Annotated in this window: 17 protein-coding genes; all 17 read left to right on the top strand. The window is 54.6% G+C overall.

Annotated elements, in window-relative coordinates; all coding sequences use genetic code 11:
- Positions 1-4: 4 nt before the first annotated feature.
- The 17 genes from VF260_01235 to VF260_01155 all read left to right on the top strand — a co-directional run bounded on the left by VF260_01235 (position 5) and on the right by VF260_01155 (position 12,904).
- Positions 5-826 (top strand): class II aldolase/adducin family protein, encoded by an 822-nt coding sequence (locus VF260_01235; GenBank protein ID HEX7055805.1) that lies wholly within the window; start codon positions 5-7, stop codon positions 824-826.
- A 6-nt stretch (positions 827-832) separates the two neighbouring features.
- On the top strand, positions 833-2,467 hold the full coding sequence (locus VF260_01230) for an aldehyde dehydrogenase family protein (protein ID HEX7055804.1): 1,635 nt from the start codon (positions 833-835) through the stop codon (positions 2,465-2,467).
- Between the two features lie 13 nt (positions 2,468-2,480).
- On the top strand, positions 2,481-2,795 hold the full coding sequence (locus VF260_01225) for a BMC domain-containing protein (protein HEX7055803.1): 315 nt from the start codon (positions 2,481-2,483) through the stop codon (positions 2,793-2,795).
- A 62-nt stretch (positions 2,796-2,857) separates the two neighbouring features.
- Positions 2,858-3,133 (top strand): BMC domain-containing protein, encoded by a 276-nt coding sequence (locus tag VF260_01220; GenBank protein HEX7055802.1) that lies wholly within the window; start codon positions 2,858-2,860, stop codon positions 3,131-3,133.
- An 8-nt stretch (positions 3,134-3,141) separates the two neighbouring features.
- Entirely contained in the window at positions 3,142-3,516 is a 375-nt protein-coding gene (locus tag VF260_01215; protein HEX7055801.1) for a BMC domain-containing protein, read from the top strand.
- Complete coding sequence (locus tag VF260_01210) at positions 3,488-3,766, top strand: BMC domain-containing protein (GenBank protein ID HEX7055800.1); 279 nt, start codon at positions 3,488-3,490, stop codon at positions 3,764-3,766. Before VF260_01215 ends, VF260_01210 begins: the two co-directional genes overlap by 29 nt.
- Positions 3,767-3,787: 21 nt before the next feature.
- Positions 3,788-4,459: a phosphate propanoyltransferase gene (pduL, locus tag VF260_01205; GenBank protein HEX7055799.1), complete on the top strand. Its 672-nt coding sequence runs from the start codon at positions 3,788-3,790 to the stop codon at positions 4,457-4,459.
- A gap of 35 nt (positions 4,460-4,494) precedes the next feature.
- The gene (locus tag VF260_01200) at positions 4,495-4,770 is read left to right on the top strand and encodes a EutN/CcmL family microcompartment protein (GenBank protein ID HEX7055798.1); all 276 of its coding nucleotides are present in this window, start codon (positions 4,495-4,497) and stop codon (positions 4,768-4,770) included.
- On the top strand, positions 4,757-5,356 hold the full coding sequence (locus VF260_01195) for a BMC domain-containing protein (GenBank protein HEX7055797.1): 600 nt from the start codon (positions 4,757-4,759) through the stop codon (positions 5,354-5,356). Before VF260_01200 ends, VF260_01195 begins: the two co-directional genes overlap by 14 nt.
- Positions 5,357-5,380: 24 nt before the next feature.
- Positions 5,381-6,718, top strand: a complete 1,338-nt coding sequence (locus tag VF260_01190) for a CoA-disulfide reductase (protein ID HEX7055796.1) — start codon at positions 5,381-5,383, stop codon at positions 6,716-6,718.
- 10 nt (positions 6,719-6,728) lie between these two features.
- A complete protein-coding gene (locus VF260_01185; protein ID HEX7055795.1) occupies positions 6,729-7,586 on the top strand; it encodes a CoA-transferase in 858 nt (285 codons plus the stop codon).
- Positions 7,587-7,588: 2 nt separating this feature from the next.
- Positions 7,589-8,305 carry a CoA-transferase gene (locus VF260_01180; protein HEX7055794.1) on the top strand — a complete coding sequence of 239 codons (717 nt, stop codon included), beginning with the start codon at positions 7,589-7,591 and terminating at the stop codon, positions 8,303-8,305.
- A gap of 69 nt (positions 8,306-8,374) precedes the next feature.
- Positions 8,375-9,460, top strand: a complete 1,086-nt coding sequence (locus tag VF260_01175; GenBank protein ID HEX7055793.1) for a sugar ABC transporter substrate-binding protein — start codon at positions 8,375-8,377, stop codon at positions 9,458-9,460.
- 31 nt (positions 9,461-9,491) lie between these two features.
- Positions 9,492-11,000, top strand: a complete 1,509-nt coding sequence (locus VF260_01170; GenBank protein HEX7055792.1) for a sugar ABC transporter ATP-binding protein — start codon at positions 9,492-9,494, stop codon at positions 10,998-11,000.
- Positions 10,997-11,989 (top strand): ABC transporter permease, encoded by a 993-nt coding sequence (locus VF260_01165; GenBank protein HEX7055791.1) that lies wholly within the window; start codon positions 10,997-10,999, stop codon positions 11,987-11,989. The genes VF260_01170 and VF260_01165 overlap by 4 nt, the downstream gene beginning before the upstream one ends.
- 85 nt (positions 11,990-12,074) lie before the next feature.
- Complete coding sequence (locus VF260_01160; protein HEX7055790.1) at positions 12,075-12,413, top strand: hypothetical protein; 339 nt, start codon at positions 12,075-12,077, stop codon at positions 12,411-12,413.
- Between the two features lie 44 nt (positions 12,414-12,457).
- Positions 12,458-12,904, top strand: a complete 447-nt coding sequence (locus VF260_01155) for a DUF2231 domain-containing protein (protein HEX7055789.1) — start codon at positions 12,458-12,460, stop codon at positions 12,902-12,904.
- The last annotated feature ends 189 nt before the right edge of the window (positions 12,905-13,093 follow it).

Genomic DNA, 13,093 nt, shown 5'->3' with positions numbered 1-13,093 from the left:
GCAATTGCAGCCAGAACTGTCGGAATTCAAAATCAAACAGGATATTTGCACGGTGGGCAAAACGATATACGAAAAAGGCCTGGTCACGGCAAATGACGGAAATATTTCGGTCAAAGTCGGCCCCGATCAATATTGGGTCACGCCGACCGGCGTAAGCAAAAATTTGTTGAAGCCCGACATGCTGATCAAAGTGAACGGCAATGGCGACGTGTTGTCCGGCAGACTAAAGCCGACTTCCGAGATCAAGATGCATTTGGGCGTTTATCGGGAAAATCCGGAAATACGCGCCGTTGTGCATGCGCATCCGCCGTTCGCCACCGCTTTCGCCGTCGCCGGAATTCCGCTTGATCAGGCGTTGATGCCGGAGTCCATCGTGCTGTTGGGCACGATTCCCGTAGCGGAATACGGCACCCCCTCGACGGAAGAGCTTTCCCGATCCGTGGCCAAATATGTCGGCAATCATCAGGGAGTGTTGTTGGAAAACCACGGCGCGCTCACTTGGGGCAAAAATTTGACCGTCGCCGCGAATTTGATGGAATCGTTGGAATTTTACGCGAAAATCAACTGGATAGCGCGGCAAATGGGCGGCAACCGGGAGTTGTCGACGGAGCGGGTTGCGCAATTGGTCGATTTGAAAAAGAAGATGGGCATACCCGGCGCAACGCCTTCCGGGGTGCCTTGCCGGGACGAGTTGTCCGCGTGTCTCCCCCGACCGCCGCAACATGCCGACAAGTCCGATCATCTCAGCAATGAACAACTGGAGCAAATTGTCGCCAGAGTAACGGCTGCTGTACTGAAACAGCTTAAGTCGGGCAAGAAGGAGTGAACGGTTTTGGTCAGTGAATCGCAAATTCAGCAGATTATCGAAAAGGTGATGTTGAACATCCAGGAGAGCTTGAATGAGCAGCCCGAACCGGCCGAAAAAGAGCCGGCGGCGCCAAAACCCGCATCCTCATTCAACAATCTGCCGGGAGTGGTGAAATCGTTCGCGGAAAGCATGACGGCAAACGCCGTTCGGCAATCCGCCGCTCCTGCCGCAAAGCCTGCGGCCGGCCCGCTGCCCGGCATCGTGAAGGCAAATAGGGACATGCCGTCCGCCCCTGATGCGGGCCCGGGAATTTTCGCCACGATGGAAGAAGCGATCCGGGCGGCGCAGATCGCTTACGGCGAGCTATCCAAACGGACGATAAAAGAACGCGAAATGTACATCCTGGCCATCAAGGAGATGATACGTAAGGAAGCGGAAGTTTTCGCCAAAATGGGCGTGGAAGAAACAGGCATGGGCAATTTTCCGGACAAGGTCACAAAGCATTTGGTCGTCGCCGATCTTACGCCGGGCACAGCGGATTTGGCCACGGAAACGTTTGCGGGAGACGCTGGCGTGACGCTGATCGAATATTCGCCGTACGGCGTGATCGGGGCGATTACCCCGTCGACCAACCCGAGCGAAACGATTCTGTGCAACACGATCGGCATGCTGGCGGCGGGCAATGTCGTCGTCTTCAACCCGCATCCCGGCGCAAACCGCACATCGCAACACGCCGTGCGCAAAATCAACGAAGCTGTCGTAAGCGCCGGCGGTCCCGCCAACATTGCGGTCACCGTCGCCCAGCCGACGCTGGCAACATCGCAACAGCTGTTTGACCATCCGCAGGTGAAATTGCTGGTCGGCACCGGCGGGCCGAATTTGATGCAAGCGATGCTGAAATCCGGCAAAAAGACCATTTGCGCAGGAGCCGGCAATCCGCCCGTCATTGTGGACGAGACGGCCAATTTGGAAAAAGCCGCGCGCGATATTTTGGCAGGGGCTACGCTCGACAACAATTTGCCCTGCATTTCGGAAAAAGCGGTAATCGTCGTTCAAGACGTTGCCGATGACCTACTGTATCACTTTTCCAAAAACGGCGGATATATCGCCGCGAAAGAGGAGATCCGCAAGCTTGCCGAGCTTGTGCTGACGGCGCAAAAAGAACAGCAGGCGCCGGGCTGCGTCCTTCCGCTTCACCCAAGGGAAGTCGGGATCAAGAAAGAGTGGGTCGGCAAGGATGTCGCGAAATTTTTAAACGCGCTCGGCGTACAAGATGACGGCGGCATTCGCTGCATTTTGTGCGAAACCGATCTGGACCATCCGTTCGTCATGGAAGAATTGATGATGCCGATTTTGCCGGTCGTTCGCGTGAACAGCTTCACCGACGCGGTGGAAGCCGCGGTCAAGGTGGAAAAAGGCAACCGGCATTCGGCGCACATTCATTCCAACCATATCGGACGGATCACGGAATTTGCGCGGCGCATCCAGACAACCGTGTTTGTCGCCAACGGCCCGTCGTTCGCTTCGATCGGCATCGAAGGCGAAGGATTTTGCACGTATACGATTGCCGGTCCGACGGGCGAAGGGCTAACCTCGGCGCGATCGTTTGCCCGCAAGCGCCGGTTTGTGCTGAGCGGCGGCGGGCTGAATGTGAAGTAACGGAGGGGACAACTTGGACAAAGCAATCGGTTTGATTGAAGTGCGCGGTTTTACGGCGGCTCTTGTCGCTGCCGATGCCGCGGCCAAAGTTGCCCCGGTGGAAATCTTCTCCATGGAGGATACGCGCCCGCTTGGAGAGAGCGGCGCCATTCCGGTGACGGTCGTGGTCAAGCTGCGCGGTGAAGTTTCCGCCGTGATGGAAGCGGTGGCGGCAGGGAAGAAAGCCGCGCGAAAAATTTGCGGCGACGGCATTCTCGCGCATGTGATTCCGCGTCCAAGCGGCCAGTTGGATGAAATCGTCAAAAGAACTACGGTCGGGCCGCAATAAAATAGGGAAGTCGCGTTTTAACTTGGCATACAATCAACCAATTTTAAGGAGGTTTACACAAAATGAAAGAAGCACTGGGAATCATCGAAACAAAAGGCCTGGTGGCGGCGATCGAAGGCGCCGACACGATGCTGAAAGCGGCCAACGTCGAGTTGGTGGGAATGGAAAAAATCGGCTCCGGATTGGTGACGATACTGGTGCGCGGCGACGTGGGCGCCGTGAAATCGGCAACGGAAGCCGGAGCGGAAGCGGCGCAAAAATTGGGCGAATTGATTGCGGTGCATGTCATTCCGCGCCCGCATGAGGAAACGGAAGCGATTCTCCCGCAGGCAAAATAAGAGGCGAGGTGGCTTTATTGCAAGGGAAATCCATCGCTATCCTGGAAGTCAAAAGCTTTGCGGCGGCGATTCACGCGTTGGATCAAATGCTGAAAGCGGCGCAGGTGCATGTGGTGCACTGCGAGAAAAAACTGGGGAGCAGGCTGGTGACGGTCATTGTCGACGGAGACGCAAGCAGCGTTCAGGCGGCGCTCGCGGCGGGAATTGCCGCGGCGGGCCAAATCGGCAAAGTGGTCGCCGCGGAAGTGATTGTCAAGCCGCATCCGGAAATTGCCAAATTTATTTATAAACCGAAATCGGAGCAAGCAAAACGCAAATCCAAAAGCAAAGCCAAAAAAACCGGAGGGAAAAAAGATGAGCCAGGAATGCTTGGGAATGGTTGAAGTGCGGGGTTTGACGGCGGCAATCGAAGCCGCCGACGCGATGGTAAAGGCAGCCAACGTTACGGTTGTGGGCAAGGAGCAAATCGGCTCCGGATTGATCAGCGTCTTTATCCGCGGCGATGTCGGCGCCGTGAAAGCGGCTACCGAAGTCGGCGCGGAAGCGGCGCAACGGTTGGGCGAACTGATCGCCGCCCATGTGATTCCGCGTCCGCATGCCGATCTGGAGAAAATTTTGCCGTCCGCCAAATAACTGTAAACGCGGTGATAATCGTTGCAAGATGATGAATTGATCCAATTAATCACGCGCGAAGTCGTGAAAGAAATCCTGAAGCTGTCCGAAAGCGGGAATATCGGCGCGGAAATTCCCGATCAGATTCGCGTCGGCGTTTCGGCAAGGCATCTGCACGTGACAAAAGACGCGTTGGAAGCGCTGTTTGGCGCGGGCTACCAACTGACCAAGCGCAACGATCTGTCGATGCGCAAAGAGTTTGCGGCGAACGAAACCGTTACGCTTGTCGGAGCCAACGGGAGGAAACTTGAACGGGTCAGAATTTTGGGCCCGCTGCGCTCCGTTTGCCAGATTGAATTGTCCGCGACCGACGCCCGCTATTTGGGACTTGCGCCTCCTGTACGCGAGTCGGGCAATGTGGCCGGATCGGCGCCGATTACGTTGGTCGGCCCCAAAGGAACATTGCGGCTTTCGGAAGGATGCATCATCGCGAATCGCCATATCCATTTTAGCCCCGCGGAAGCGAAACGCTATCAGGTTGCGCATAATCAAAAGGTGGACGTTTTGGTCGAGCATTCCGCCAAGCCCGCGATTCTCCTGGACGTGCAGGTGCGGGTGAAAGACACCTATACGGTCGAGATGCATCTTGACACCGATGACGCCAACGCGTTGGGACTGAAAACCGGCGATATCGTCAAACTGCTGCGGAAGTAAAGGCGCGAAGCCGATCCTGCAAAGGATGTGTAAACATGATTTTGGGAAAAGTTGTCGGCTCCCTGGTGAGCACGCGCAAGCATGATAAATTGGTAGGTGCGAAGTTTTTAATTGTTAGGCCGTTATACACGGATGAGGACGGCGTTGTTGTGGCCGTTGACGCGATCGGGGCGGGAATCGGGGACAAAGTCATCATCTCGACCGGAAGCTCGGCGCGCATTGCCGCGGGCAATCCCGAATCCGTTGCGGATGCCATCATCGTTGGAATCGTTGATCAAATAAGGCTGGATGAAGCGAATGACAGATCATGAACAGCGGCAAACGGCGCTTGGCTTGTTGGAATTCGGCAGCGTCGTGGAAGGAATCGCGGCGCTTGACGCGATCATGAAAACAGTCCGGGTTGAACCGCGCCGAGGACAGGTTGTGAATCCCGGCAAATATTTGCTCTTGATTGCCGGCAGTTTTGGCGCCGTGCAGGCGGCAATCGAGCATATTTCCGCGAATGGATATTCCGTTTTGGACGTGTATATGCTCGGCAATCCCAGCGGGCAAGTCATCGCCGCGCTGCGCGCGCCGTCTTCCGCGGGCGGCCCGGATACAGTCGACATGGTTGCGGCGGGGGCGGTCGGTTTGCTGGAGACGGAGACGGTGGTAGCGGCGATTGCCGCGGCGGATATTGTCGCCAAAACGGTCTTTGTTGACAAGCTGGACATTCGCTTTTCCGAGCGTTTTGGCGGCAAAGGGGTGGTCTTTTTCCAGGGCGAGACGGCTGCCGTACAGGCAGGTTTGGACGCCGGAGTAGCGTATTTGGCGAATAACGGCACGCTGATCAGGCAATTGTGCCTTGCTCATCCGACCGCCGAAGTGATCGCGCATTTGCGAACGGACATCCTGTAAGTTGCCGCCGGAGGGGGTGAAAGCATGGGGGATATCGTCATTATCGGCGGCGTCGCCGCAGGCATGAGCGCGGCGGCAAAGCTGCGCAGAATCGATCAAAGCGCGAACATTACCGTTTTCGAAAAAGGCGATTTCATTTCCTACGGGGCGTGCGGGTTGCCGTATTTCATCGCGGATATTACGAAATCTTACGAAGCGATGCTTATGCGCAGCGTTGCCGACTTCAAAAAGCAACGCATTGATGTTTGCTTGCGGCATGAGGTGTTGCGCGTTTTTCCGCAAGACCGGAATGTGTTCGTCCGGGATCTTGAGCACGGCCGCACGAAGATCGTCCATTACGACAAGCTCCTGATCGCAACGGGCGCTTCACCGATCAAGCCGCCGTTTGTAAAAGAGCATCTGGCCAACGTATTTACACTCAAAACGATTCCCGACGGAATTGCGATGAAGACCTTTTTCCAAAACCCGTCCATTCGCGACGTGACGATCATCGGCGCCGGGTACATCGGGATGGAATTGGTCGAGGCCATGGCGGAACTGGGCAAAAATATTCGCGTGATCGAATTGCAGCCGCAAATTTTGCCCCCGCTCGACGCGGAAATGGCGGAGATCGTCGCACAATCGTTGCGCGAACGCGGAATCGCGATCCAAACAAACGAAAAAGTAGTGGAATTGATCGAGAAGAACTCCGCCGTAACCCATGTTGTTACCGACAAAGCCACTTACGCGACCGATGCGGTTATTGCCAATATCGGAGTAAAGCCGAATACGGATTTCCTGAAAAACAGCGGCATCCGCTTGTGGGAGAACGGCGCGGTGCTGACAAACGAATACATGGAGACGAACATACCGGATATATACGGCGCCGGCGATTGCGCGACCAGCCATCATTTGGTGCTGCATCGTCCCGTCCATATCGCGCTGGGGACAATCGCCAACAAACAAGGCCGTTTGGCGGGCGAAAATATGGCGGGCGTCAGGCGAGCGTTTCCGGGAGTGCTTGGCACGAGCGTGGCGAAAATTTTGCAATGGACGGTGGCGAAAACCGGAATTTCCGAGCGGGAAGCAATCAAGTACGGTTTGGCGTATAAGACGGTAACCGTGAACACTGCCAGCCATGCCGGATATTATCCCGACCCCAGGCCCATTTTCATCAAACTCGTCTACCAACCCGCCTCGCGAATTTTGCTGGGCGCGCAAATGGTCGGCACAGGCGGCGTGGACAAGCGGATCGATGTGTTTGCCGCGGCGATCACGAACCGCATGAGCACTGACGATATCGGATTGCTTGATCTTGCTTACGCTCCGCCGTACGCGACCGTGTGGGACGCCGTATCGGTAGCGGCCAACGCCGCAAAATGAGGTGACATGAATGCTTAAGGAATCTGGGCAGAACAACAAATTGATTTCATTGGAAGAAGCGGCTGCGCTCGTGCAAGACGGCGATATTCTCGCATTGGGGGGCAACGTGCTGCACCGCAGCCCATCCGCATTTGTGCGCGAACTGGCCAGACAAGGGAAAAAAAAGCTGGAAGTCGTCAAAACGGCCGGCGCTTACGATATCGACCTGTTGGCGGCGGCGGGATGCCTGCGCGCGGTTTCCGCGGGATTTGTCGGCTATGAAAATGAATTCGGCCTGTGCCCGCATTACCGCAAACGGGTTGAACAAGGTTTGGTCGAGGCGAAAGAGCACGCCTGCTACACGGTGATTACTTCGCTGCGCGCGGCCAGTTACGGCGTATCATTTTTGCCGGTGAACGGCTTGCAGGGAAGCGATCTGCCCGCGCAGCGGGGATTTCGTCAGGTCGCCGATCCGTATACCGGCGAAACATACGTGGCGATCCCCAAAATCGAACCGGATTGGGCGGTCATTCATGTGCATGAGGCGGATAAATGGGGCAATTCCCGGATTTATGGGCAAAAATTTGAAGATGTGCTGATGGCGAAAGCGGCGAAACGAGTCATCATAACGGCGGAAAAAATCATCGGCTCGCATTCATTCGAGCAGCAGCCGGAGCGGACGGACATCCCCGGGTTTTTGGTGCATGCCGTCGTCCACAGCCCGAAGGGGGCGTTGCCGGCCAGTTGCCCTGGCTTATACCCGTATGACAAAAACGAAATCGCCCGCTTTTTGCAATGCCGCGAGCCGCGGGAAATTGCCGAATACGTCGCCGCAAGCGCCAAAAAAGACCGGGGCTTGAAAACCGCCTTCGGCGAAAGGAGGTGGTAGGCTTGGCTAAATTGACGCCAGCCGATATGATGGCGGTTTGTTTGGCGAGATTGCTGCAGGATAAGCAAACCGTGTTTCACGGATTATCGTCGCCGCTGCCGATGGTCGCCATTTTGCTCGCCAAGGAGCTCCATGCGCCAAATCTCGTGTATTTGAATATTTCCGGGAGCGTGAATCCGCGCCCGGCCAAGCTGCCAAAGTCGACGGTCGGACATGAACTGCTGAAAGGAACGCGGTCCCATTTTCCTTTGACGGACATATTTGATTTGTGCGCCCGTGGAAAACTGGACGTCGCTTTTTTGAGCGGCGCGCAAATCGACCGGTTTGGACAAGTCAACAACAGCGTCATCGGCCCATATAACCGGCCGAAAGTAAGGCTGCCCGGAGGCGCCGGCAGCGCGGTCATTATTCCGACCGCCAAAAGCTCCATTTTGTGGCGGACGAAACATGATCGACGCACATTTGTCGAAAAGTGCGATTTTGTCACGTCAACCGGCAATGTTCGTTATGTTGTAACGCCGCTTGCGGTATTCAAGAAAACGCAAGGCCGCTTGGTGCTCGATAGCATTCATCCCTATTCCTCTTTGGATGAAGTTAAGGCAAACACCGGTTTTGCCCTGGAATACGACGAAGTTCGCATGACGCCGGAGCCTGACGATGCGGAATGGCTGGCTCTCGGGAAGGTAGACCCGGCACGCGTACGCGATATAGAGTTTTAACGGCTTAAATGGCGAAATTTTTTTAACCGTTAACCCAAGTAAATGAATTTACATAGGAGGGTTTTACAAATGAAAAAATTATCACGCATGTTCAGCTTAATCATGACACTTGTGCTCGTGTTGGCAATCGTTGCGGGCTGCGGCGCAAACGGCGGCAACGACGCAACCGGCCAAAACGGCCAGGACAACGATGCGGGCAACAGTTTACCGCTTGCCGGTAAAAAAATTGCGCTTGTCATGCAGCAAAATCTTGGAACATTTTCAGCTCAATACATAGATGGTGTGCGATCGGAAGTTGAAGCTTTCGGCGGAGAAGTAACCGTCATGGCTTCGGACGGCGATTTGGGCAAAATGGCGTCGAACCTCGATGCCGCGGTGAACCAGCATGTCGACGGCATCCTGCTGGACCATGGAACCGCGGAAGCGTTGCAGGCAGGCGCGCAAAAAGCGGTTGACAAAGGCATTCCGGTTATTGCCTTCGATTCGACTTTGCAATTGGCCGGGGTTACGACGTTGGAGCAAGCCGACCAGAAGATGGCGGAAATGACGCTTGAGCGATTGGCGAAAGATATCAACGGCCAAGGAAACATCGTGAAAATATGGGTGGCGGGTTTTGCCCCGATGGAACGCCGGCAAATCGCGTATGAAGCATTCTTGAAAAAATACCCGGACATCAAGGAAATCGCCAGTTTCGGCGCAGCGACCGCCAATACCGCGCTTGATACGCAAGCGCAAATGGAAGCCATTTTGAAACAATATCCGAAAGGCCAGATTTCCGCTGTTTGGGCGGCTTGGGATGAGTTTGCCAAAGGCGCGGCCAGAGCGATTCAGCAAGCCGGCAGAACGGAAATCAAGCTGTACGGCATCGACATGAGCGATGAAGACCTGCAAATGATTCAGGATGATTCCAATCCGTGGATTGCCTCCGCGGCCGTAGACCCGAAAGACATCGGGCGCGTTCAGGTGCGTTTCCTGTATCAACGATTCCACGGCGACCAAGTGCCGGACACGATTGTGCTTGAGCCTGTATTTGTGCAACGGGAAGATTTGCCGGACAAGCAAATCAATACGTCCGAACTGGCCCAATATGTGAAAGGCTGGGGAAGCAGCAACCAGGGATATGCGGATTGGATGGACGAATATTTAAAGAAATAAGGAATGCAAGCGGCGGGAAGGGGTTGTAAACATGGCAACCGAACTCAATATGAGGCATGTCTCCCTGTCTTTTCCCGGCGTCAAAGCGTTGGATGGCGTGGATTTCGCTGCCCTAGGCGGCGAAATCCACGCGTTATTGGGCGCAAACGGCGCCGGGAAAAGTACGCTTATGAAGGTGCTGACAGGCGCCTATTTGCCAGACGAAGGAACGATTGAAATCGCGCAAAAACGTTTGGAGATTCAAAACCCGGCTGACGCGATCAAGCACGGGATTCATTGCGTTTATCAAGAGGTCGACGCCGTGCTGGTGCCCGATCTTTCAGTCGGCGAAAATATCGTGTTGGATCAAATGGCCGATCCCCATAAAGGGCAGTGGCTCCGTTGGCGCAAATTGAAGCGCGAGGCGCAGTCCGTACTTGCCCGGCTGGAATTTCCGCTCGATATTGCGCGCACTGTGCGCGGGCTGTCGTTGGCCGAGAAGCAAATGGTTGTCATCGCGCGTGCACTTTTGCAAAAAGCCAAATTTATCATTTTTGACGAGCCGACAGCGCCGCTTGGCGTCGAAGAAACGAACCGCCTGTTCAATGTCATGGCGCAATTGAAAGACGCCGGCGTAGGCTGCATTTTCATTTCCCACAGGCTGGCTGAAGTATTTCAAATAAGCGACCGCATCACGGTGATGCGCGACGGCAAACGGGTCGCCACCAAGCAAACGGCCATGACGAATGTGCCCGAGATCGTGGAATTGATGCTGGGCAAGCCGTTGCAGGAAGAATTTCCGAAAATCACCGTGCCGCCGGGAAAACTGCTTTTGGAAGCGGAAGGGTTGACGCGCGGAAACAAGGTGAAACACGTCGGACTCCGCGTGCGCGAAGGGGAAATCGTCGGCGTGACCGGCTTTGTCGGCGCGGGGAAAACGGAGTTGTCCCGGCTTTTGTTCGGAGCCGACCGCTTGGAAAAAGGCACGATTTACATGAAGGGCAAACCGCTTAAGCTCGCGCATCCGGATCAAGCCGTGCGGGCGGGAATCGTACTCGTGCCCGAGGAAAGGCGCAAGCAGGGAATCCTGATTGCCGAATCGGTCGCGCGAAATTTAAGTTTGCTCACTTTGCGCCGACTAAGCCGATTTGGTTTTGTGCGGCGGAAGTTGGAAGAGACGCATGCCGAAGCGGTTGTGCGGGATCTGGGTATTAAAACTCCGCATGTCCGCCAGACGGTTGCTTTTTTAAGCGGCGGCAACCAGCAGAAAGTGGCGGTGGGCAAATGGCTTCCGACAGAAGCGGAAGTGTATTTGTTCGATGAGCCGACCAAAGGGGTGGATATCGGGGCGAAAAGCGATATTTTCCGCCTGATCGGCCAATTGGCGCAAAAAGGCAAAGGGATTATTTATTTTTCCAGCGAATTCGAGGAAATTTTGGGGATTGCCGATCGAATCCTCGTCATGTGCAATGGGGAAATTGTGAAGGAATTGAGCCGGGAAGAAGCGACGAGCGATTTGCTGCTTTTGTACGCTTGCGGGGAAGGGAGAACGGAGGAATGAAAAATCGCTTATTGGATCTTTCATTTAAATATGGCGCGATCGTCGTTATTTTTATCATCCTGTTGTTTTTTGCGGCTGTGAACCAGTATTTTTTTACGTATGACAACTTGTCCGATATTTTGCGCTCCATATCCATCGTCACTTTTATCGCGATCGGAGTTACGTTTTCGCTCATTGTCGACGGCTTCGATTTGTCCGTAGGCTCCATCGTATCGCTGACGACCGTTGTAACGGCAACCTTGATGGTCTGGTTCCAGCAGCCGCTCATTATCGTCATTTTGGTGCCCATATTAATCGGCGCGGCAATCGGTTTGCTGAACACGTTCCTGATCGTTAAAGTGCGTATTCCCGATTTGCTCGCAACTTTAACAGTGATGTACATCATCGGCGGCGTGCATAAAACTTACACGCACGGCTATTCCATATACAATCATATGCAAATGACGGACGGAACAAAGGCCCCCGGAGAATTTGCCCAATCGTTTCTCTGGATCGGACAAGGCAAATTGTTGGGCGTGCCGGTACCGGTTATTATGATGCTGATTGCGGTGCTCGTTGCGCATCTGTTTTTGCATTATACAAGATGGGGCAGGCAAATGTACATTACCGGAGGGAATCGGGAAGCCGCGCGGCTGTCGGGCATTCGGGTCAATCGCGTGCGTTTGTTCGCTTATGTTTTGTCGGGCGTCTTTGCCGCAATCGCTGGAATTTTGTTTGCCGCCCGCGTTGGTTCGGGACAAATCGATGCGGGCTCGCCGTTATTGATGGAGTCCGTCGCCGCCGTATTTGTCGGCTACTCCGTTTTGGGGGCGGGCAAGCCGAACGTGATCGGAACATTTTTCGGGGCGATGCTGATCGGCATTTTGCTGAATGGTTTAACCATGTTGAATTTACCCTATTACGCTTTTGATATTATAAAAGGCTGCGTGCTTCTGATGGCGTTGGCCATCACGTTCGTTCATTTAAACCGGAAAAAGTCGCATGAATAAATTTATTGCTCAATTATGAATATTGCGGTAATCTTTAAATGTAATATTAAAATAGAATAATTACATTTATATGGAGGGGATTTGGATGCTTGCTATATCCGCAATCCTGTTTGCGATCGCCGCGTTGGGAGGCTTGGCTCTCGGTTCTTTCCGGGCCCGCGGGCAAAAAATGCCGATGTGGTTGTCGATCATTCACGGATTGGTTGCTGCCGCCGGTCTCGTTTTTCTGATTATCGGAGTGGCGCAAGGCGAAGCGGGAACATTGGCAACTGTCGCACTGGTTCTCTTCATCATTGCCGCGTTGGGCGGATTTGTCCTGTTTTCTTACCATCTTCGCGACCAACAACATCCGAAGTCCTTTATCGCCGTCCACGCTTTGGTTGCGGTTGTCGCGTTTGTGCTGTTGCTTATCGGAATTTTGTAAAAAAGGTCGTCGTATTTATGCCGCGGAAAAAACAATTTAGGCTTTTGGGACATCCTATGCATCCGTTTCTCACCCATTTTCCGATGGCGCTCTTGCCTGTTTCGTTGTTGGGGGACGTGCTGGAAGCATGGAACGGCGGCGGGTTTTGGCGGGAGTTCTCGTTCTGGTGTCTGGCGATTGGCCTTGTGGTTTCCTTGCCTGTCTTCATAACCGGACTGATCGATTTTGTGTCGATTCCGCCGGGTGGGCCGCGGGAACGCATTGCCATGCGCCATATGATGGTAATGATCGCGGCGATTGCCCTGTTTGCGGGCAGTTTCTTTGTCCGTTTCGGCAAAACGGCTCCGGGCGACGGCATCCTGGCGATCGCCCTGGCGCTTTCCGGGTTGGGGTTTATTGCGCTTCTGTACGGAGGATGGAACGGAGGAGAACTTGTTTACCGGTACGGCGTCGGCGGCCAAAAGCCCGATCATTCTAAAGATCATCCTTAAGATTCGAAAAAACCGGCAATCCCGGCAAAAGAGCGGCTCCGCAATTCGGGCCGCTTTTTTAGCCGCTAACGTTATGCCACCTTGCCCAACGATCACTGCACGCCCCTCCCTGCACAGCGCGGGCGTTCCCCCTGCACAAACCTTCCCGCCCAGCGCTAAATTGGGGGCGCCTCCCCGCACAACCCACCC

It is taken from the genome of Bacilli bacterium (assembly GCA_036381315.1).
Lineage (GTDB): Bacteria > Bacillota > Bacilli > Paenibacillales > KCTC-25726 > DASVDB01.
Note: the sequence above shows the minus strand (reverse complement) of the source record. Positions and strands in the feature narration are given on the sequence as shown.